We start from the raw sequence: 21,983 nt of genomic DNA on the forward strand, positions 1-21,983 counted from the left end.
ACGCAAGAGATGCGGCTGCTTCCGGCTCCTCTGCTTCAATATGCTTGCTGCGGACGAGCCGCCCGAAGACGGGCTTTGGTTTAACATTGGGTTCGGAATTGGATTTGGGGGTGGACAAGGGATGTTCCTCCCATCGATGTAAGACTTGCTGTAGGGTTCCGGCCGGCCAGCACAAAGTCGGCCGTACCTCCGGATTCGGCACCCGAGCTGCCTTTGTCGAAGCCTATGTTTAAGGATATTGATACACTCTATGTACGATTTGTGTATTCCCCCGCCTGGTGTGGATAAGTAAAGATCCGGCTGCGGGGTAGTGAGCTTTTCCTGACGATTAGATGTGACGATGGTGCTGCATGAGGCTCAAAGAATGCTCCGTATGGCATGAACGGGACAGCCCTTGGATTGGCGGTGAATTCCAGCTTTTCAAAAATGCTCACGCGCTTCATCTTCCATCGGAATTGGGATAAGGTTGGCTTCATCCTTTCTGAACCTTCTGACGTCATGGAGCAACATATTCTCGACTGTCATTTTCCACAATTGTCGGTCTCCGCATGCCAGCTTGCTGGGTTGCCAGTGGACTGGTCTCTCGCGGCACAGCTTGGACAGGTATAAAAACCATCCAATTCTATTTTCTATCATAATTGGAAGGTTGACCTAGGTAGAATTATATCAAAATTTCCAATAATGTATAGTAAAACTTTAGTTAAATTGGGTCTTCCCAACATAAAGTGTTAATATTTTGCCTAAAAAGAGCGAATGGAGAAGAAACACTGGGAATGGCTTGCCATCAATCGGGGAATTCGACGCGTGTCGACACTGAGGCGGGGTGCCGGCCAATTTGGGAGATCTTCCCTGTATACATTCTCTGCTGGTGCTCCGAATCCTTGCGCTTGCGTCTATTTTCTAAAATAATCATGGATTGTAGAGTAGGCTGTATTAGATGAGTCATATCCAGTACCCACTTGGTAAACCAAATAATTCATCTTGTTCTCTTGTAACTTTCGCAAATGGTTTTTCACTTTGTTGAATAGCATAATAGAGATTATCTTCGAGACTATTTATATGGTGATTTGACAACTTATCGTTGTTTTTAGCATTATGAAGCCATTCGACATTCCTGAATAAATTGTAGTTTATCTGCCTTTCCGTAATAAGTGCCCACTCTATCTTTTGGTCTTTAAAGAACTCTTTTTCAATCTGTAATTTCTCTACAACTCGTTTTGTCAACTTGTTAAAAGGTTTGATAGAATGTGCAATAAATTTTATACTTTTTTCTTGTTTTACTGTAAGTAACATATCTGTAGTCATAATGATGGGAAGCTTATTCTTGGGGTCAGTTGGATGTTTAACTTTTATGCAATATAGAGGGTTTTATCTAGGGGTAATAAAGGAAATTGTTCGCGAATATCAATCACTTGCTCTGACCACTTCCATTTGGCAATGATGTGCCAATTCAAAGTGTTCAGACAGATAATGGTGAAGTCGACCACTTTTCCAACCAAGAATTCGAGTAACTATCCCTATTGAAGGTACATCATGTACCGTCAACCAAGGTTTATATTCCGAAAAGTGGCCTTGACCTCTTCCTTCTTTGATTTTCCGTTGAATAGATGCTATAGAGTTACTTGATCGAATTTTGCTCATTATTCACCTTCTTTTTAGAACTACTAAATCAGAGTAAAGTTCAGTTATCTTTTTCTACTCCTAAGATATATTTTAGTTTTACTTCAAAATACAAATGTAGAATATAACAACTCACAGCTTTATACAATAGCAAAGTAATATTTTTTAGCTATATTTTACTTCGTAGCCTATTCATAGGCTACTCGTAGGGTACAGTAGGGTATGAATAAGCTATAATATGGGCTATAAGTAAGTATAATTAGTAAGCAGATGGGTCGGGTAAAAGCTATTTGATTTTCTCAATAGAGATGAATTCATGAATACTTTGGAACAGCGATGTAAAAATTCGAGACTACTCCATGAATGGATACAAAAGGAAATTTCTAATAAAATCGGGGTAACTAAACAGGTTGTTTCTAATTGGGAGCGAAACGTAGCACAGCCTAAAATTAATCATTTAATATCTTTAGCAAAGGTTTTTGACGTTACAACTGATTATTTACTTTGTATTGCTAATCGAATGACGTTCCCTACTGTGTGGGCTCAATTGATACAGGTGTATCTCCAAAGATTAACCATTCTATATGGGAATTGAAGCTTTCCTTAATTGCTATAATTAAATCAAGAGAGGGTCTATATTTATCTTGCTCCAGCTCACTCAACGTTCCTTGAGAAATTCCAATTATACTTGCAAACTTTATTTAATTTAAGTTGTTTGTTTTTCTAATAGTTCGAATTCGTTGGCCTATTGTAGACATAATTGCCCTCCTAAGCTAAAAAGATCCCGATATATCATCGGGATCTTTCTTGATGTTTGTAAAATGACCAGTTCCAGACTTTTTTTACTGGTTCAAGACTTTTTTATCACCAGACATTTGTGTACATACAATAAAGTTGTGTACTGAAGTCCAGTATTTTTAATTAATTCATTAAAAAAATAGTACTAATAATATTATTTAAGTACTTATTTTAATTTCATTTTATATTAAAATGTGCGTCCATTTTTATATTTTCTAATATCTCTTCAGAATACAATTTTTCTAATAGAAGTTCTAAACCTGGATCTTCGTATTTTTTAAGCTCTTTTTCTATCCAGTAAAGGTGGCACATGAAATTTCTTTCATGTCTCAAAGGATATATCTTCTCATACAGGAGTTCCTTAAATTTTGCTTCCCACAACAGAAGATCACTGGATTTTCCCGGTGCTGGTCTGTGTCAATGATGCAGCCAACTGAATGTTATTGCAGACAAAAACCGCTCCTGCATCTGCAGGAGCCATTCTCTGAACGGACACAATTATCTTTTGTGCATTCCTTTGCGCTGACGATAGGATATGTTTTCTCCCCGCTTTGGAATACGTGAATGAGGGATATCCCGTCAATTTCATTTGTTTAAAGATACGTTATTTTTTTATTATTACAGAAAGATCCCCTTCAAAAATTTTTTGAGTCGTATGATTAAAAGTAGATAAATTCACAGTTACAATTCCTGTATTCTTTCGGTTATCTTCTAGATTAATGACTTCAACAACTACATGTAACTCATCATCAGGGTATACAGGTTTTATAAATCGGATATTGTCCATAGCAGTACCAGCCACTACATCTTCACCGTATAAACCACACTCTACCCATAGTTTAAATGTTAGGGCTAATGTTTGGATTCCTGAAGCTATAATTCCTCCAAACATGCCTTCCTGAGTTTTCTTCTCATCCAAATGCATGTACTGAGGGTCAAATTCAGATGCGAATTCCATAATTTTTTCTTTGGTTACTTTTATAGAATCAGTCTCGAACCGCTGCCCTACAAAGAATTCATTAAACTTCATATTACACCTCTCGAAACGGATACTTTTACATAATGACTTCCGCAAAATTTAATTGTCAATAAGAAATTTATTCTCTAGCTAGTATGTTTTTTGGAGCTTTTTGGCTTGGTCAATTCGAAGCTATGATGCACCATATCGTGAATTTCATCTTCTGGTAGATCACCATCTAATATTACTGTATTCCAATGTTCCTTGTTCATGTGATAACCAGGCTTTACCTCTTCAAACGCTTTTCGCAAAAAATCAGCATGATCAGGGTTGCATTTTAGGTTGACGCAAAGATGCTCATCATGATTGTATATCAAGGCAAAAATTTTTTTGTTCCCTTGATGTCTCATCGCAGTCCATCCGTCACCAAAAGGGTGATCTTCATATGAACTTGGGTATGATAAGCAATGCTCCATAATTTCTTCTATTGTCATGACGAATTACCTCGATTTCTATTGGATCATCTATTCATTAAACGCAATTAGGTTTCTTTGTGGCTTGCATACCATGCTGAAATTTCTTCCATCCGTTGTTTAAATTTCATTTCAGATCCTTGTATAGTGGGGTGGTAATATTCCCGTCCAATGAGAGAATCTGGCATGGTCTGCATCATTGTTAATTTTTCTTGAGTATCATGGGCATATTTATAACCTTTCCCGTAATTCAGTTCTTTCATCAATTTAGTCGGAGCATTTCGTAACTGTAAGGGAACAGGTTCATTTACGGAATGCAAGGCGTCTTTTTTGGCAGCTCTATAGGCCAAATAAGCTGCGTTGGACTTCGGGGCCAAGGTGAGATAAATGACAGCTTGGGTTAGATGTACATCGCACTCTGGCATACCAATGAACTGACAAGCCTGGAAAACAGCTACTGCTATCTCCAAAGCTCGGTTATCTGCTAAACCAACGTCTTCACTTGCAAATCTGACCAATCTTCGAGCAATAAATAATGGATCTTCTCCGGACTCCAACATGCGCGATAACCAGTAAATTGCAGCATTAACATCACTATTTCTCATCGACTTATGCAAAGCAGATATGATGTTATAATGTTCCTCACCATTTTTGTCATATAATAATGACTTGCGATTTAACATTTGTACTAAACCATTTTTATTCACTACAATGGCTCCATCTGATTTTTTCCCGTGTAATACAGCCATTTCTAGTGTGTTTAAAGCTACTCTGGCATCTCCATCGCAATATTCAGCAATCGCTGATAAAAGGCCGTCTTCGATCTCGATTGATTGATTATTAAACCCTTTTGGGTTCGCTAATGCTGAAGTTTTTCGTTTAATTAATGGCGAATGGCGCACAGTACATTCCCATTGGTCTTTTGTCCGTCATCCTGGGATTATATCGGGTCTTGATGCGTTCTAAATACACACACCTCTTACTATAATTAATTAAACTCCCTTTATCAGTTGAACTGGTGGAAGGAGTTTCTGTTCATTCGGAATTTCATTTATGTAAATATTTAAAATGAAGGGGTATCTAACATGCAGATTGATAATACGATGACAAAAAAATTTTGAGCGAAACCAAAGGAGCATCTACTGTTGGATTTACTCACTCTTTGAATCCTTACAGTGGTTGTGCTTTTGGATGTAGTTATTGCTATGTTAGAGAAATGCCCATTCAAAAATATAAAGATATTCCTTGGGGAGAATGGATTGATATTAAACTTAACGCAGTTGAAAACTACAGTAAAGAAATTAATAGTCTTCGCCGAAGAAATAAACCTATCAATATATTCATGTCTACTGCTACAGATCCATACCAACCCATGGAGCGTAAGGTTGAGATCACAAGAAAAATATTAACGGAGATGATTGAATCTCCACCAGATTTCCTTCAAATCCAAACAAGAAGTCCTCTGGTGGTTAGAGACCTCGATATACTATTAGAATTGCAACAACGTTGTGAGTTATTAGTTTCTATGACTATTGAAACAGACCGAGAAGATGTAAAGCGACTTTTTGCACCTTTAGCTCCAGGGATCAACCAGCGCATAAAGGCTCTTAGAAATGTCCATGCAGCAGGAATTGCTACACAGGCATCCATTTCTCCTCTTTTATCCTTCACGCCAGATTTCCCCAAAAGATTACAGGGGATTGTTGATCGAATATATATTGATTCGCTGAACATTGGAGATGGTTTAAAGGGGAAGCGATCCGAGCAATTGGGTATGCCCTTGTTGTTTCAGCGAAATGGGTTTTCTAAATGGTATCAGCCTGATATTCATTTTAAAACGAACAACTATTTTAATAAATATTTTGACGAAAAGATTATATTCTTATCTTCTAGTAGAGAGTATCCTCTAAAGGGGAAAATATGTACAATTGATTAATCTACAAGGAAATGGGACAGTAATATTCTCTATTAGGAGATTCAATTGATGAAAACTCAATATGTTTAACATACAAAAAGAGCAACTAAACTGGCTGCTCTTTTTTGTATGTGAAATAATGCAATTGATGGAATTTAGGTCCATATTGGAGTTTCGACGCTTCACGGTGATGCGAATCCCCATTACGGGACGGGAAAAAGAGCTACGATTTATCGGTTCGTGAGCAACTAATTTTCCATTTTCTACACGAAAGTCATCAATACGAACACTCGGGATGCCGTACACGTCATCGACGGTTTGCTCCACCATGAAACGGACTTGGCCATCGAGGTGCATTATACGGATACAGCCGGTTCACCGATTAAGTCTTTGGTTTAATGAATTTGCTCAGATTTCGCTAACAGGAAAGGATTCAAAAGCTTTTGACTTGTTATGCAATTCATATTCGCTCTGATTGAAACCTAAGCAGTCACCCTCTGTATTTAATAAAAAGCCCGATGATACTGTCTGTAGACAATAAAGTTGTGTTCAGGCGACGTTGTTAGATCAACGGTTTTCCTTATCGCATAGTTGAGTAAGAAACAATAAAGTTGTGTTCTAGAGGTAAAATTGCATGAAACGCAACCTGATGTAGGAACAATAAAGTTGTGTTCAAGATTCAATTATTTGTAAGTTATATTCCTTTAAATAAGGTATTACTTTTGAGATAAATTATTAATTATTATGATTATTGAAATTAAAATCGTTTCTTTATTAATACTTTTTTAAACCTCACCCATTTCCCTCTAATATTACAATGTCTAACGCTAACAGTATATAATTAAACTTTTCGATTTCTTTATTGAAGATATTTCAATTGACCTTAAATTTTTATAAATTCGATCGTTGAACCTGAGAAATAAATCATATAAATAATGTAGATAAGTGGATTGATCAACACTTCCTTTCCCCAAAGCGACGGGAGCACTATATCCTGATCTGACAACCCAATTTGTGACAGCACTTCTTCGCCAAAGCGACTAAGAAATTTTGAATACATTATTGTTGAATAAAAAGAATGGGTTTGTTCAACTTTATCTCTATTAAAATAATAAAACATGGTTTTTCGGATTCTGGTAAAGCGAATGGCTCTTTGTTTGTGAAGCAGCAGCCAGTTATTATTGGCAATGGTAAATAAATCTTTATTACTATTTGAACGAATACAATGAAGCGAATGTCCACGGGAACAAAATAAGGGAAGAACCTTGGGGAGGGTATCATTTCTATCGGCTAAGCTCTCACTACATACAGGGCATTCAAACACTAATAATACATTATGAATATGGCATACTATACTCCCTGGTAGTTGGTGTGAACGATGCCAATAAGGTTCTCCATATTTATTAACCTCTTCATCTACACAAATAGGACACAATCTTAACTTTCTGCCTTGATCCGGATGCAGTCTTTTTTCTAATATATAAGGATCCCCTTCTAATATTGATCGCTTAAATCTCTTTCTGTGCTCTTGATTTAAAATAAAATGACTAAAATACGGATATGCGCTGTGTTTTTCAAGGAAATAAGAATCACTTGCCCACCTAGAACCAACAGGAAGGCTGACTGGGCTCATCAACAGGAAAGCATTCTTTAAACTTAAATACAACTTTTTGTTCCTTTTTATTTTTGCCAAACGTGCAAAATGGCCTGAATACAAGTAATAGCGCGCGCAAATACTGTAGACAGATTCATCTGGGTATAACCTCAATTTCATTCTATGAAATTCTTCCATATCCAATAATTCGTTTATCTTCACTTGTCACATCCCCAGTTTAAACGGCGTCATTTAGTCTCCCAGCAATATAGCACTCCATTTCCTTCAAATATTTCCGACCTATGCCAGCTTTCCTTATTATGACCCATTTTCTTAAAGGCAATTTCTGTGATGTGCATTGATTAATGACCCAATCGATTCTTCTCTTCTGATACTGCTCCAAAGTTTCCACATATCTTTGGAGTGTTTTCTTGCACAGTGGAAGTTGATCCAGCTTTTTTTCTAAAATAGCTAATTGGCCTATTGTTCGACCTATTCGGGCTTTAGTAAGTTTAATAGGCTTACCCTCCCGTTGTTTAATTTTCTGTATAGCATCTATAATAAGCTTGTTTATTTCCTGATCTCGCACTTCCCAGTTTACCCTTATGTGTGGTGCATTGGATTTTTTAGTATTGGAAATGGCTTTGATTTTTTTCTTTTTTTGTTGAAAATCAGTTGATTTATTCACTTCGTTCTTAACGCTTACAGATCCAGTTAAGTAACGTTTGACCGTTTTGGGGTCACATTTCATAAACCTGCTCAGTTCTCTCAAACCCAATGTACGATCCATAGACAAATGATCTAAATGACCTTGCCAAATTGGCCCAAACTTTTTTATCCTGCCTATAGTGTAGATAGCATTTCTGCCTTGATCTGGGCCTCTTCTTGAATAGGTAAATCCACAGCTTGGACATTCGAAAGTCCCAACTGGTCTCTGGGTATTCGAACATCTTGTTAGTTTTACATGGGGAATAACATTAACTTGGTAATGATCAGAAATTGGATTTAAGCATGGCCATGGCCCGGAGCCAAAAGGTGAGCTTTCCCCTTCTAACTTTATCTTTTCCGGTGTATCCCACAGCAACTGAATGATCAATATATGCAGGAGTGGATGTTGGGCCCTTCTTGATTTACGGAGGATGGTCGACAACCAGTTGAAATCGTTATCTTCTGGAATTTTGACAGCGATCTGGGTTAAAAATTGAGGATTATATTGGCTCAAAAAAAACTCCCTTACTTCTCTTTGTTTGACTCTGCCTGTCGCTGTACAATAACCAAGCCGGGCTAAGCGTTGTATATATTTAGCATGCAATTGTTCCTTGTTATATTCACTATATCCACCTTCCAAGATATAGCTACTAAAAGCTGATAGCCCAATCAAACGCTGATTTTCGACAATACGAACCATCTCACTTACAGGATGATGGTTTCTACAGAATGTAGTCGGCAAAGTAGGATACTGAATGCTCTGATCCATAAAATCTTCGTTACATTGGTGGCATTTCTCTAACAAAAAGCAGTTATGAATAGGACACACTAAAACTCCCGGCAATTGATGCGTTCTGTGCCAGTAAACTTCACCAAATTTTTCTAGATCCGCTTGTAAACATAAAGGGCATATTTTCAGAACTTTATGGGTACGAATGATGCTGGCCATTACTCCCGCTATCATTTGAATCCGCTGACTTTTGTCCGCTTCCATTTCTACTTTCACTTGTCTACTTTGCTGTATTGACCAGAAAGGCTTGTAATAAGGATACAGAGTGTGAAAGTGAATGAGCTCATCTAAGGTTATTTTTAACTGTTCACTTTGGAGCATGGTTTTTAAACCACTTGGTAGATCATAGGCCGTCTTACCAGCTGTTAAATGAAAAACCGACTGGTATGTGGTTTTTATGCTTCTATGCCCTCTCAACAAATGATTTCGGGCTATGAAACTAGCTAACAATTCATCTGGATACAAAGTCGCTCTCATTCCCTTTTCACTCCAGTTGTAAAAATTTGTACGGATCTTGAATATACCCAGCAGCTTCTAAAGTTGCATAATTGGTTTGTTTATTTTTCTTTCTAACTGTTTCTTTATTAACATACACAATTAGACCACTTAATTTTCTATTTTTCTCCGTTTCTTTTCTCTTTGAAGACGCTGGAATAGTATCAAACACATCCACGGTCGGAGAATGTGCTTCTTGAAAGGCCAACCTTTTCCATAATGTGATATCTTCGGTTTTGTGTTTTCCTGCTACCTTTCGTGCAGCTTTCTCTGTAACCCCGGCATCCATCAACCAGATCACAATCTCGTTCATCTCGTCTTCTTGTTGGTTTTCGTCTAGAAGTTGGTCAACATCTAAGCCGAAATTCCTTTTTAGTTCTGTTCGATCAACATTTGTTAAGATTTCTTTCGGAGATTCGCTAAGAAAAATATCAAGGAAACGGAGCATTTCTTCTTTCTTTCCACTTCTTAATGCGTCAAGAGCAGGCTGCAATATTTTAAATTGATTCTGTGCTACTGAATGTATAAGGGAAGGAGTTAACCTTTCCTCTGTTTCAATAGCTCTTTTTTGGGATTCAATGAAAATCTTAACTACTAAATCGGGTATTCCCTGGGTTTCTTCATACATGACATTATTAAGTTCCTCAGTCATTTCAACCTCATGTTTAGTCCATTGATGTTTCCAAAGCTGAGAAAGAAACAGCATCCAATCACTATCTTCTTTTTTTAAACGATCCCAGTAAATACTCCCTTGATTTGTGACTCGTTTGGTATTTCTAAATTCTTGGGAAAACAAATTTTTAGCTTTTGGTGTACCAATAAGAATTACAGGGACACCGATCATGTTTATTAATGAATTAAAGAAGTTCAACATAAGAGCAGCCCCACCAGTTTTCGCCTCACTCAAATATTGAATTTCATCAATAACAAGTACTCCCAAGTGGTATCTCATGGCCATCGAAGCTAGAATAGGTATTAGCTGATCAGTTGTATATCGGGAATAAAGCTCATTGTTCATATCTCCAAAAAGTTCGCCTACTTCTTTAATGACGCCTAAACATAACTGTTTAACGGTTCCAGTCACCGGGCAATCAATCTTTAACCAAACAAGCTGCTTTTCTTCATACTTAGGATGCATGATAACTTGCGGGTAAAGACTGAGTATCCGATTGATGGCTGTGGTTTTCCCGGCCCCGGATATCCCAATAATCGCCAGCCCGGATGAAGTGGGCGCCGGAACAAATAAACGTTCCCTTTCAAGCTTTGCTATCTCTGCATCTTTGAAACCAAGCATCACCGATCTTAAACGACGTATATGATCGGTTGTGTTTATATTTCTTGATAAATATCCCTGCCTAATCATTTCTGAAAAATCCTGTTGAAGTTCTATATGATGACTCAAAGGAATAACAAAGCTTCTTAACCTTTCGATACAGTGCCTACGTTTACTTGGACTCAGCAATCGCTCTTCTGGATTAAATTTTTTTATATTTTTTATTTTACGAATGACATCTGCATCTTCCATGATGTAGGGAAGAGCCTCGATTAGAGGATGCCCGTTATAGTCAGGAATTCCTGTATCTCTATATTCGGCCACCTCAACCCTACCTCGAACAGGATGTTTGACGGTCATGACTCCTCATCCTCCTCTAAAATTTTCCTGAGTAAATCTGCTTTAGTCTGCTGTAAGCGATTTTCCTGAGGGTTAACGTCCAAATGGAAAGGCACAACATTACTTTTTACTTTGGACGGCTGATCCTGTCCAATTGTCCAGTTATTTGTTTGTCGCTCTCTCTCTTTTTCTTGCCATTGTTTCTCCCGCATGTTCTTTAGTCTAGCCGTCTGATTCATTCCCTTTATTGCTTGTCCCGTCTTTTGTTTGGCTTCTTCAACTATGGCTGCATTTTTTGCACGCAGTATAATCCTATTCTGAATATTTTCATCCTGACCCATCCGAGAAAGTTGCTCCTCATAAGCCATCTTGTCCAATTCTTCTTCATATCGGTAAAATGAGTTAACCTTCGTTGATTCATACTGGTCACTTAAGCGGTAACACTCTTCAAAACTGCCACCCTCATGTCTTAAGAAAATAATGGAGGTATCTCTGGGATCATAACTATATTCCACTTCGATAACTTCTTTGTTCTTTGCTCGAAATCTCCAAGACTTTTGTTCAGCCGTTGCACAAGTATAGACATGTCCAGCAAAACGGATGCCATCCCTCGTAAATCGGCCTTTTTTGGAGGGAAGTAAGTTCATGCGAAGTTCTTCCTTTGTCACCCAGCGTAGAGACCCCAATCCTTTGCGTATGCCCCACTGCCATAAGTTTACCGGTGTTGGTTTGAGCTCGTCTTCGACCATTGCGGGTGACCGCTCATAGGAGGGTAAATAACGCTTGTTATGATAGCGTACACACTCAATTAAAATCATTTCAAATTCATGAATATCAAGAATAGCCTTAGAACGATAATCAGTTTCACCTCTTTCTTTTTCTCGTTCAAGAACAGCACCTGGAGTCCATTTTATAGCCAACCCCTGAATTAAATCGAAGGTTTTCTCCACTACTGGCTTCCAATCTGGACGAAATGGAGGTAAAGCCTCCAACTCCACATTTAATGTCCTTTTTAAATGCTTAGGATATTGACTGGTATACTCTGTTCCTCGATCTGTCGTTAAAACCTCTGGTAACCCAATAGCTGGCCATTCGTCCTCTGCAAGTTCAATTCCAAATCGTTCGCAATATTCTACTTTATTAGAAGCTGCATTCTCTAAAGCGAGCATCGCACCTACCCAACTGGGCCCTTCAAAACCCACATATATTCCTGCAATTAAAGAACTGAATGCATCCGAGACTATATAAATTATTGGTCTGCCAATAACCCATTTTCGATTAAAACGGCTCACCACATAGATATCCGCAACCGTAGAGTCAATCTGATATGCAGAACCTGGCCCAAAATTCCGGTGTTTTAAATTACCCTCTACTGCTCTGTACCTGATATTGTACCTTCTGCTACCTTCACGATTTATAATCATATCCTTAGTGTTGTTTTCTTTCTGGTAAAAATATTTAAATTGACGTAGAGTTGGTCTTTCATGGCTAGGCTTAAGGATGGGGACCTGTTTCCCTTCAACAAGTTCAAACCCATCATTAAAAAATCGGGCTAACATGAGTTCATAAACTTCTTGGAAAGTTCGTTTTTCACGTTTATGAAACCATCTAGCAATGGAAACCCGAAAAATATGTTTGATTTCATCCGTAACATTAATCCCTTTTAGATCCTCATCAAGCTGGCTTTGCATACTAGGTCTACCTAGTTTTTTTTGCGTATTCAAGCGTTCCTTTCCTTTTCCACCACAGCGATCATAATCAGGAAGCAACGCATTCTCAATCATCCCACGTTGCCAGTACCTCCTAAGAATTCTCCAGATTAGGGTCTTAGATATCCCTTTCTGATTATGCAAATCAGATATGAGGGAACTTCGCTTATGCTTGAAGAATACTTCCGGCAAATGTTCCTTACTTGCAATCAAATTTAAATAACTCCATCTCTGATCACGAATTTGTTTGTCTTTAGAACTTAACTCTTGGTCAGAGAGATAAATCCTTGGTATAGATATGATTGTCTTTTCTATATTTCCAGCTTTGAGCTCTTCCTGAATCATAGAGTAAGAGAACATCTCAGGAGAAGGGGCCTCCCCTTTCTCCTCACTTGTATTGATCATAATAACCAAATCTTCGTAACGTTGTATCCACAATACACGATATAAAATGGGTTTTTCCAAATCTTCGTCTTCTCCCTGCTCGCCTTTCCATAATGCCAACACTGTATTCACATAAATCTCATTAAGCACGGCGTATCCCTCCTTGTTGACTGGATACATTACTGTTGATTTTTAGTATTTCCAATGGTCGATTAGGATCAATTCTTGTCTTCATGTTTACTTTCCATTGTTTAGTCATAATCAAATGTCTTACAATGACTAGGCTATTTCCTGGTGTTAACCCTAACATGTCATCTACTTGATTGGTTATATCCGTTAATTTACAGACTTTATCTAGAATACTTTGTTCCATTAACGCTCGTGCTTTCAGTACATACTGGTTCGTAATACGATATGGAGTGAGGTCATAGGTTTTATGAACGTATTGAACATTTGTTGCGTAGGACACAGGAATATCCTTATCTGTTACCAAACTCCACCCAACATTTCTTGCTTTCCAATATTGCCTTTCAATCTCCATTTTTTCTACTTCCCGCACAGTTAACTTATTGGCTGGTTTTATATTTACAGCCTCAATAGGCTTTTCGCCCTGATCAATTACAAAATCTGTGGTCATTACCTTCAACTCACGTTTCCGTGGATCAATAGGATGATCTATACCAAGATCGTCTGCAATTTTAATCGTTTCTTCTATGGGTAAGAGAGGATATTGTTCTCGATACCCTTCTATGACATCAGACCATTCTAATAAATAAAAGTAATACCATTCTAAATCAGAAAGAAGTAAATGCTCTCTTCCTGATTTAATCCCCTTAGCAGTATGGGTTCTTCCTTGGGAAGGTACCTGCCTTGCTGTAAACCAAGGTACATAATGCTTGCCCATGCCCTGGCCTTTACCTTGTTTTATCCATTTTTCTATCGTGGTGGGAATTGGATATGCTTGAGCCATAATGCCCCTCCATTCACCTCGTAGTTTCTTAATGCAAAAAAAGCCCCACTATAAAAACTAGGGTGCCTGACTTTTAGATGTATGATATATAATTTTTTAGAGATAGATTTCTGGATTACTCTAGATTTTTAATAATCTAACTTTCGACAAAAATGCGTAAACTATAAAGGATTATATTTGCTGAGATTATACCATGAATTGTACTCCAAGGAATAAATAAATAGGTCCCACCATCATAAATATCTTGGTTTTCAACGTTGATATACGATCGCTAAGCACGTGTTTTTTCACACCTTGGGTCTCCGGATAGTTGCTTCCTTTCTCGTCCAACCCCCTTGAAAAACAATACTGCTGTAGATAGTGCGTCTCAGAGTTATCTTAAATTGGGTGGCTTCCATTCATATGATGTATTAACGTAATTGAACACCTAAAACAGAACAGACCTTATCATTCGTAAATATTTGCAAGCCATGGATCGTCTATGATTTCCTTAAACTTTCTTGACTAAGTCGTGATAATCGAAGTTGCTTTTTATAAAAAATTTCATGCATCCTTTCTTCATTCTCCAGCTTGGTCAGTATATATTTATTCGTTATATTTTTTAACTGACGAAACCGTTCGATCTCAGATTTTTTAAAGAAACCTTTTGCAGCATATTCCATCACTAACTCGTAATTAATACGCCCAGCACGAACTAAAGAATCCTCACTTAATTGACCCAGTACATCGATGATTTTAAGCTGCGGACTTGGGAGCACTACATTCAAACTTCCAAAAGGAAGCTCTACTCTTTGAATTCCCTCTTTCATTTCTCGTACCGTGCCTTTTCGCAGAGCATCCCAGCGTTGTAATTCCTGATCATAAAAGAGCCGAATTCTTTTCCACGCCTCGATCTGCTGTATAATGTCTAGCTGTTTAACGTGTGCCTCGAAGCTCCTTAACTCGTCAGCATCGATCCATAATGATTTTTTGGGCGAAAAACGTAAATAAGACTGTTTTGGAGTTGAAAGCTGTTCAAGCTTCTTTTGTTCCTCGGGCAGAAGTTTGTCCCATTCAATGTTTAAAACCAGAGAAAGTAAACCATAACTATTTAAAAAGTCGAACAGATTTCTCTTGTCTTCCTCATAGGTATGTACCGAGCAGAACGTTCCCACAACTCTCTGCTCTAACCATACCATGCGTTTCAGACCTAGACTTTCTTGATGATTCATCACACTATTACGTAATAATGCCAACTTCTTTTCACTTCGTTTTAGATTTTTATAGTTCCCCTCCTTAATAAACCGTTCAAGTTGATCTAAATACACTGGTACATCGCTCCTTGTGTAAATGCATATCTATGGTTACCAAATGCTTGCCCTGTAAAAAATGGGACTCTAATCGTTATTTTTTATGATCTGCTTAGCCAGTTTCATTAGTTGGACACTCTGTAAATACTCATCCAAGTTAAGACCTTGCAATGACTCTCTTACAACAATTCTGCATTCTTCAAGTTCTTCGGAATCCGCTTCTAGATAAATAACACTCAAGTCAGTTGGGGTATATTGAATGCGGATATTCCATCCCCCGTCTCTTTGGGATATCTCAAACCAACGCTCTCGTATCGCTTTGGAACAAGTATAATAAAGCTGCTGATACCGAATACCCAGAGGTGTTACTGAAGCAAAATCATACATTTTCAAACAATCTGATTTCAGGGGCATCATCGTTCCTCCCTTTAGCTTATTTCTATATTTATTGACAATAAGATTTTTTATATTCATTACATAATAAAATATCCTAATGTCAATATTGTTGAAAAGGCTACACCTTAGAAATGAACTCAACACTTTATCCAGGTAAAGTCATCTTTCATACTGAATTTCGTCTTTTAACCGAGATTTTTGTGTGATAAAACAACATTCAAAAAGGAGGAACTCCGGATTGTACTATTCAATCATGCTTGACAATAGATACTGTGTGGTTTTGAGAGATGGGGTCGCTGAAGCATTAATCATGGAGCTTCCAACCGAAGTACTTGCAGATGAAGTTGCTTTTCAACTCCAAATGGCTGGTTCGATGGAGAGTCTTCGGGAAAGAATGAGATGAAAAAACAACTCGATCTAGTTGGCTACTATTCAGAAATCAGTAGAGCAATAAAAAGCATTAAAAACTGGAATCACAGCGAACAAAAAAAACATCATGCCGAAATGACAGAACAATATAAATCACAACGAAAGAAAGTCAGACAACAATATTACGTTTAAAAAAGGATTCCCTTGGTAAAGCTCAGATGATAAAAATATCATCATAATCTTAAGGTAAAATAAGGACTATCTCCCGTAGGAAATAGTCCCTTTGCTGTATCGATTTAATTATTTGGAAGGATAAAATCCCTTCAATACATCACGTATTTCTTGCTTGACATGGATATTCGGACGTTTTTCTTTAGCTAAGATTTCTGCCTCTGTGGCGTTGTTTCGCAGATCAAAAACCTCTGGGATCCCTTTCTTTTGAAGAGCTTGGAGCAAACGCACTCTCCCCATCAATATATACTTTATTCTTAACATTTGTCTGGTGTGTTCCCGACTTCTACGCATGTCCTTGGTCATGTTGACGATAAGGAAGTCCCTGTACTCTTGGAAGTTCCGCTTCGTTTCGTCGTCATACTTGACCCATTCCAAAATCTCCTCTGCCTTACAGGTAGAGCAGGTGTTATGACTCGCTTTACGTAAGTATTCAGCCAGTTCATCTAACCCCACCGTTAATGCTTGATGTGGTGCAGGATACCTCTCCCAGAAAGCAAGAGCAGCCTTTACCTTCAATGTCACAGAAAAACTTTCTTGTAAGAGGAATAGTGATAGCTTAATTGTTGGTGCATCTGATTCTTCAAGCCACTAGCATGTTTGACGATGACATTCTGCTTTGCTACCAATTGTACAATTGTCCAGTACATGTATAATGGATTCGTATCTGGAAATTCATCAGTCTATCAGCTGTTTGGAGAGAAAAAAAGTGATAGACTGGAGATGTTAGTTTGACGCGGTTTTCGATTTGGAAAATTGTCAGCTTTTGAGAAATAAGTTTTAGACTAAGCCATGATATAAGTCCGTTGAGAAACCTGAATCATAAAATATAGTATTAGACTGGCTAGTTCCAACTGTAGTTCCACCGTGTAGTTGACGTCGCTTTGTAACAACCGCGTTTAAGGTGGGGGAGGTCTCATGATTAGGATCGGATGACCAATGCCAATGGCCGTACCAATTTACCCGTATTTTTTAGCACTCACTCTTATGTTTTCGTCAAGAAGATCTAAAAACTCTGAATGTAACTCTTGCATCTCAATAAATAAATGGTCGTCAATTAATTCAGCCAGATTATTGACGTAAGTACCTAATGCAGCATTTCCTAATTGCATGGACATAAGTATTGAATACCAACTTAATCTGAAAGAAGCTTCACTAACCTCTGGCCCGTAATTAAAATCCTTATAACTTCCCTTGTCATCATTAACTTCAACGAAAGAGTGGACAGTTAAAATCAATGGGTTGCTATGTTTTGCCATTGATAAATAAGTATAAACCTTTTTAAGGTTATCCCAGGTATCTGATGACCAGTTCAATTTCTTTACCACTTCTCTATTCAAAACACTCGTTTTACTATAGCCATGTACCGTATCCTTGTGTTTTAACCACTTCCGACCTTTTTCTTCCTCATTATCAATACAAATAACGGTAAGGGCTGCCTCGTAAAATGCACACGCTATTGTGGCCGCTTGTACAGAATAACCCTTCAAGGAGAGGAGATAGATTGATTTAAGATCATTGTAGAGTCTCGAAAGCAAATGTAATCGTGATATATCTGCAGCGTTATCTATAGACTCCTTTGGATAATTATCGAAAACTAACTTCATTAGTGATGTAAGTTTCTCAATAGCTTGGTAAGGTAACCTCAAATTATCTCTAGAAATATCTTCGATAAAATCTTCTTTGTTAATATCCAGCATATTCACACTCTTTTCTGAAAAGTAATTTATTCGTTTTACAATTTATTTAACCTACCCGGTAATTCAGCGCCGCCGGTGAGAGTCTACAACTTTATTTTCCCAGTCTAATACTTTATTTTCTTAAGACATCAGCAATACTTTGGAATGCAGAACGCATCCCAATCGTCACTCTTTTACGTTTTACGTGGTAGCATTGCTTATTCAAGCGTTGAGGATAGGGCAGAATTACTTCCTGATGATTTACTTCTTCTTTGACAAGGTGAACAAAGAAAAACCTTGAAAGACTACAGCCTTTCAAGGTCACACTACAAACAAAATTCAGAGGTTCATGTTCACACTGTGAAATGTTTACACAAAATATCTTACAGTTTCTACTATCCACTAAATGGGGGCTTGACCATACCTCGTTTGACAGACATTCATATTTAAAAGCATCTCATTAAATTTTATCATTGGATTTTATTCTTTATTTTATTGATATAGTCTTTGTATGTTTCTTTCTGTTCATCAAACATCCAGATATCTGCTAAATCTATTAAGTGCTTCTGTTCAATATTTTCAATAATTCTATCTAATTTACCCTTGTACACTGAAAGCATTTCAGAACTAACAGATGATAATTTCTCCATCAATTCCATTGAATCAATATCAGCATAGAAAGGTGTATTCTGTTCATCAATCCTTTCAATAATTTCAAATATTGCTAGATTGGTAAAAATGCCTTGTCTAATACAACGAATCAAATCGAAGTTTGATAACTCAAAGAGACATTTTCCTGTAATCTGTAAGTGCCATACAGGTAGTGTCATATCTGAAAATTGTGTTGCGTTTTCCACAATACTTCTATATTCTTCATTTGTTAAAAACTCTTTTAATGCTTTTCTTCTATTAATCATATACATTACTCCAATCATTATTTAGGTGGATACACTCCGCCATGAGTGGCAAACATATCTTCAATTTTTTTCATCGAAACGTCTACATCATTTAACTTAGAAGTATAAAGTTGTCGGAGTTCAGTGTCCAAATTAGGATTTCTAAGAACCCCTTCCCAACTTTTTTTCATATCAACTAAACCACGATATGCGTCAGAAACTTCTTGAGCATGATCATAATAACCTCCGCCTGGTTTTGGAACAGGGTTGCCATCTAAATCTCTCTGTGCTCCCTTTAAATCCATTTCGGTTAAATGTGAGTATGTTCTTTCTTGTTGATTCAAAGTAGCCCTCTGACTAGTAGTGATTTTAGATTTAGCTGCATCTGATAAATCATCAGCACTTGAAATTGTTCTAGTCCTACTACTGCCCGAACCACCATTATTCGTCTCCTCAGAAGAATGATCATGATGCGATCCTCCTGGTGAAGAACCATCATCTCTGGAATGTCTCTTTCCTTTCCTTCCAACTACAAACGCAAATGCTGCTTCTACTAACAGATGGGCATTTTCTTGTTGGGAGCTGTTTTTTGCTTTTTCATAAACAGCATCTGGCTCCGTTATGACTTTAACAATTTTATCTGCTACGTCTTGTTTTCCTTTGATGTTATCGATCACCATTTGGAGAATATCTATATTAGGGAAATTATGGAACCTCTCTGCCATGCCCTCTGCACTCTCATAGGCAGAGTTTTTGATTTCATTAAACACAATCCGCTCAGTCTCATCCAGGTCTTTCATAAAAGGACTTTCCCTAAACGGCCCATACTCCTTTCTATAATCGTCAATTGAATTCAGAAAATCAATTAGATATTTCTTCTGTTCTGTCGTATACCCTTTCATATCATCCCGATACTTGGGACTCATCAAAGCTCTGTCACTATATCGAAAATGGTTGTCTGTCTGCCGCTGATGTTCCATTAATGCGACTATATCTGTGGAGAGTTCCTGATTATTATAATAGGCATTCAGCGCATCCTCAAACTGTTGATCCACATTTCTTTGATACCATCGTTCCCGTATATCAGAAGGAACTTCGCTATAGGCTTGTACGGAAGCCTGATTGACTCCCTTTACATATTTGATGAAGTCCGATATGGATTGTACTTCTCCATATCCTCTGGCACTCGTCCACACCTTACCCAGAAAATCCATCATTGCATGCCGTTCACGCGCCCTTTGTTCCTCCGCGTGCGCATGTAAGGCTTGGGCAGCAACCTTGGCACTCTTCCCCAACACCACTCCCCAACCATGGGAAGGCACGCTGGCAATCATGGACAAACCGGCTGCCGCATATTTAACTAGGGATGACGGTCCAGAGGAAGCCACTTCGGAACGAATGGAAGCTATTTTTTGACTTGCTGCTTTCGGTATAGCTCCCAATACAGGAATAGACGCAGCCACATCACATACTTTCTGAGCTAATCCTAATACGCCATCGAGTAGACTAGCCTTCGGTGAATCCGGAGTGTTTACGGCTGACTTAACGGCTCCCCCATCTTTCGATGTAACGCTTGAATTGGAGCTTCCTCCTGTACTGCTGTTTGCTGCACTTTTCGCCGCCTGCGCCTCCGCATAGGCTTTCACAGACATTAATGGGGGTTCCCAAATCGGTGCTAAATCTGCTACAAAAACCGGCCTTTTAACCGTGCCTTCCAGCTGTACTTTAGCGGACCGGATATCCGTTTCACCGTCCAGCACCAAGCTGCTACTGCCCGCTTTGAAATAGATGGCCTCGGCAGCTTGAATATTCAGCTCCCCATCTGCATGCAAGGAGAGCGTCTTGCCTGCCGACAATGACAATTCATGCTCACTGACGACCTGAACCCCCGATGCATTCAATTGAATATGAACCTGTTCCGACTTGGCTGTCACCTTCAATTCACTGGCACTTAGCTTGATGTCCTTGTCATGAGGCGTCCCCCAATGCTTGGTAGCTGGGTCAGCGAGCTTCGGCGAATTTCGCCCATTTCGTATGGAACTTGCCGCATATCCGTCTGCCTCCTTCTCTGTAGGGAAGCGGACAGATACTTTATCTCCTCGTTCCGGCATGACGTACCAACCGCTATGCCCTTCGGCTGTATAACTGCTGGCATATGGAAACCACCATGCCGTTTCCCGATCCTGCTTTTCATCCACTGTAAGATGAACACGTATTCGGCCTGATTTGGCTTCCAATACACGTCCTTCGAGCGAAGCTCCTGTGAGGTGAGGACACAAAGTCTCTGTTTGCTGAATTCCCTGTTCGTGAACCAGTTCATACTCGTGTAGCAGCACTCCTTTTTGTAATTCAGAAGTGACTTCCGCTACCATCCATTGCTCGCCATTCCAATCCGTTAGATCCCCGGGCCGGGCAAGCGTCTCACTCTCCATCATATAGCTGAATTCCGCTATCCTCTTCGGATCAAAGCTACGTCGAGTACGGTAAACCGGATGCTTCATTTCAACGTATTGTCCCTCCGGCATACCCAACCAGAACTTGGGTCCGTTCAATGAAATTTCCGGGATCAGCACAGCTCCAAATCGGGAAGCGATCCTTTTGAGAAAAGCCCAATCCGTCTCCTGATATTGTAAAGTAAATGCATGCAAGGTAGCACCGTTTGTTGCGTTATCAATAACATCGGCCTGACTGTACTTCTGAATGATTTGCTTGATCAAATTTCCGTAGGGCATTAAGGTATGCTGATAAGAACGGGTGATAGGTGTGATGTCCAACTGAATCGTATGGGAAACCGCTTCAAGCTCCACATAATAGATGCCACGCACCATCCGTGTTTCTGCATGGACCAGTAAACCATGGAACAAAATACGTTCTGGCTGACCATTCTCTGTTTTGGTACGGATAATGACCGGTTCGTTATCCTGATCCTGTTCTATGTAATGATCTCTCTGCTCTTCATCTATCCATCCACTGATCTTTAACCGAGCGTGGTCATTTAGTTTTCGTTCGATACGCAGTTCATTTATCGTTTGAAGAGGATATGGACCTGTACATTCCAACTCCTTATACGTTAACATCGTTTGTGTGTGATCCAACT

The 21,983-nt window shown here is 38.6% G+C and carries 21 protein-coding genes and 1 pseudogene; 6 read left to right on the forward strand and 16 right to left on the reverse strand.

Going from position 1 to position 21,983, the window contains the following annotated elements:
* Positions 1–378 precede the first annotated feature (378 nt).
* Positions 379–609, forward strand: a complete 231-nt coding sequence (locus NSS94_RS21425; RefSeq protein ID WP_340956976.1) for a hypothetical protein — start codon at positions 379–381, stop codon at positions 607–609.
* A gap of 333 nt (positions 610–942) precedes the next feature.
* Here the strand turns inward: NSS94_RS21425 and NSS94_RS21430 are convergent, their stop codons facing one another.
* Complete coding sequence (locus tag NSS94_RS21430; RefSeq protein WP_341040084.1) at positions 943–1,293, reverse strand: TnsA endonuclease N-terminal domain-containing protein; 351 nt, start codon at positions 1,291–1,293, stop codon at positions 943–945.
* Between the two features lie 643 nt (positions 1,294–1,936).
* On the opposite strand from NSS94_RS21430, the gene NSS94_RS21435 reads away from it, so the two are divergent.
* On the forward strand, positions 1,937–2,215 hold the full coding sequence (locus NSS94_RS21435; RefSeq protein WP_341040086.1) for a helix-turn-helix domain-containing protein: 279 nt from the start codon (positions 1,937–1,939) through the stop codon (positions 2,213–2,215).
* Here NSS94_RS21435 and NSS94_RS26280 read toward each other — a convergent pair.
* The 4 genes from NSS94_RS26280 to NSS94_RS21450 all read right to left on the reverse strand — a co-directional run bounded on the left by NSS94_RS26280 (position 2,151) and on the right by NSS94_RS21450 (position 4,751).
* Positions 2,151–2,321 carry a helix-turn-helix transcriptional regulator gene (locus NSS94_RS26280; protein WP_081317611.1) on the reverse strand — a complete coding sequence of 57 codons (171 nt, stop codon included), beginning with the start codon at positions 2,319–2,321 and terminating at the stop codon, positions 2,151–2,153. The two genes, NSS94_RS21435 and NSS94_RS26280, sit on opposite strands and share 65 nt — an antisense overlap.
* Positions 2,322–3,022: 701 nt before the next feature.
* Positions 3,023–3,448, reverse strand: a complete 426-nt coding sequence (locus tag NSS94_RS21440; RefSeq protein WP_104497168.1) for a MaoC family dehydratase — start codon at positions 3,446–3,448, stop codon at positions 3,023–3,025.
* A gap of 74 nt (positions 3,449–3,522) precedes the next feature.
* The gene (locus tag NSS94_RS21445) at positions 3,523–3,870 is read right to left on the reverse strand and encodes an MmcQ/YjbR family DNA-binding protein (protein ID WP_029516804.1); all 348 of its coding nucleotides are present in this window, start codon (positions 3,868–3,870) and stop codon (positions 3,523–3,525) included.
* A 47-nt stretch (positions 3,871–3,917) separates the two neighbouring features.
* The gene (locus NSS94_RS21450) at positions 3,918–4,751 is read right to left on the reverse strand and encodes an AAA family ATPase (RefSeq protein WP_029516805.1); all 834 of its coding nucleotides are present in this window, start codon (positions 4,749–4,751) and stop codon (positions 3,918–3,920) included.
* Positions 4,752–4,966: 215 nt separating this feature from the next.
* On the opposite strand from NSS94_RS21450, the gene NSS94_RS21455 reads away from it, so the two are divergent.
* Positions 4,967–5,785 (forward strand): SPL family radical SAM protein, encoded by an 819-nt coding sequence (locus NSS94_RS21455; RefSeq protein ID WP_341040087.1) that lies wholly within the window; start codon positions 4,967–4,969, stop codon positions 5,783–5,785.
* Between the two features lie 138 nt (positions 5,786–5,923).
* Positions 5,924–6,183, forward strand: a pseudogene (locus NSS94_RS21460) (Tn3 family transposase); the annotation flags it as partial.
* Positions 6,184–6,647: 464 nt separating this feature from the next.
* Here the strand turns inward: NSS94_RS21460 and NSS94_RS21465 are convergent.
* The 7 genes from NSS94_RS21465 to NSS94_RS21495 all read right to left on the reverse strand — a co-directional run bounded on the left by NSS94_RS21465 (position 6,648) and on the right by NSS94_RS21495 (position 15,729).
* Positions 6,648–7,580, reverse strand: coding sequence for a TniQ family protein (locus NSS94_RS21465; protein ID WP_341040088.1), 933 nt, complete (start codon positions 7,578–7,580; stop codon positions 6,648–6,650).
* 16 nt (positions 7,581–7,596) lie between these two features.
* Positions 7,597–9,333, reverse strand: coding sequence for a TnsD family Tn7-like transposition protein (locus tag NSS94_RS21470; protein WP_341040090.1), 1,737 nt, complete (start codon positions 9,331–9,333; stop codon positions 7,597–7,599).
* 7 nt (positions 9,334–9,340) lie between these two features.
* Entirely contained in the window at positions 9,341–10,984 is a 1,644-nt protein-coding gene (locus NSS94_RS21475) for an ATP-binding protein (RefSeq protein WP_341040091.1), read from the reverse strand.
* Positions 10,981–13,206, reverse strand: coding sequence for a Mu transposase C-terminal domain-containing protein (locus NSS94_RS21480; RefSeq protein WP_341040092.1), 2,226 nt, complete (start codon positions 13,204–13,206; stop codon positions 10,981–10,983). Before NSS94_RS21480 ends, NSS94_RS21475 begins: the two co-directional genes overlap by 4 nt.
* Positions 13,199–14,026 carry a TnsA endonuclease N-terminal domain-containing protein gene (locus NSS94_RS21485; RefSeq protein ID WP_341040093.1) on the reverse strand — a complete coding sequence of 276 codons (828 nt, stop codon included), beginning with the start codon at positions 14,024–14,026 and terminating at the stop codon, positions 13,199–13,201. The genes NSS94_RS21480 and NSS94_RS21485 overlap by 8 nt, the downstream gene beginning before the upstream one ends.
* A 479-nt stretch (positions 14,027–14,505) precedes the next feature.
* Positions 14,506–15,333, reverse strand: a complete 828-nt coding sequence (locus tag NSS94_RS21490; RefSeq protein ID WP_341040095.1) for a hypothetical protein — start codon at positions 15,331–15,333, stop codon at positions 14,506–14,508.
* 69 nt (positions 15,334–15,402) lie between these two features.
* A complete protein-coding gene (locus NSS94_RS21495; protein WP_341040096.1) occupies positions 15,403–15,729 on the reverse strand; it encodes a hypothetical protein in 327 nt (108 codons plus the stop codon).
* Between the two features lie 220 nt (positions 15,730–15,949).
* Here NSS94_RS21495 and NSS94_RS21500 point away from each other — a divergent pair, with 220 nt between their 5' ends.
* Both NSS94_RS21500 and NSS94_RS21505 read left to right on the forward strand, forming a co-directional pair.
* Positions 15,950–16,114, forward strand: coding sequence for a hypothetical protein (locus NSS94_RS21500; protein WP_341040097.1), 165 nt, complete (start codon positions 15,950–15,952; stop codon positions 16,112–16,114).
* Positions 16,111–16,272, forward strand: coding sequence for a hypothetical protein (locus tag NSS94_RS21505; RefSeq protein ID WP_341040098.1), 162 nt, complete (start codon positions 16,111–16,113; stop codon positions 16,270–16,272). The genes NSS94_RS21500 and NSS94_RS21505 overlap by 4 nt, the downstream gene beginning before the upstream one ends.
* Positions 16,273–16,380: 108 nt before the next feature.
* Here the strand turns inward: NSS94_RS21505 and NSS94_RS21510 are convergent, their stop codons facing one another.
* From NSS94_RS21510 to NSS94_RS21525, 4 genes are all read right to left on the reverse strand, one after another.
* Positions 16,381–16,830 (reverse strand): hypothetical protein, encoded by a 450-nt coding sequence (locus NSS94_RS21510; protein ID WP_341040100.1) that lies wholly within the window; start codon positions 16,828–16,830, stop codon positions 16,381–16,383.
* 440 nt (positions 16,831–17,270) lie between these two features.
* Positions 17,271–18,011 carry a hypothetical protein gene (locus NSS94_RS21515; RefSeq protein ID WP_341040101.1) on the reverse strand — a complete coding sequence of 247 codons (741 nt, stop codon included), beginning with the start codon at positions 18,009–18,011 and terminating at the stop codon, positions 17,271–17,273.
* A gap of 449 nt (positions 18,012–18,460) precedes the next feature.
* Complete coding sequence (locus NSS94_RS21520) at positions 18,461–18,907, reverse strand: contact-dependent growth inhibition system immunity protein (RefSeq protein ID WP_305166979.1); 447 nt, start codon at positions 18,905–18,907, stop codon at positions 18,461–18,463.
* Between the two features lie 17 nt (positions 18,908–18,924).
* Entirely contained in the window at positions 18,925–21,981 is a 3,057-nt protein-coding gene (locus NSS94_RS21525) for a phage baseplate assembly protein V (protein ID WP_341040102.1), read from the reverse strand.
* Positions 21,982–21,983: the final 2 nt, after the last annotated feature.

The organism is Paenibacillus sp. FSL L8-0644 (assembly GCF_038008165.1).
In the GTDB taxonomy this organism is placed as follows: Bacteria; Bacillota; Bacilli; order Paenibacillales; family Paenibacillaceae; genus Paenibacillus; species Paenibacillus polymyxa_D.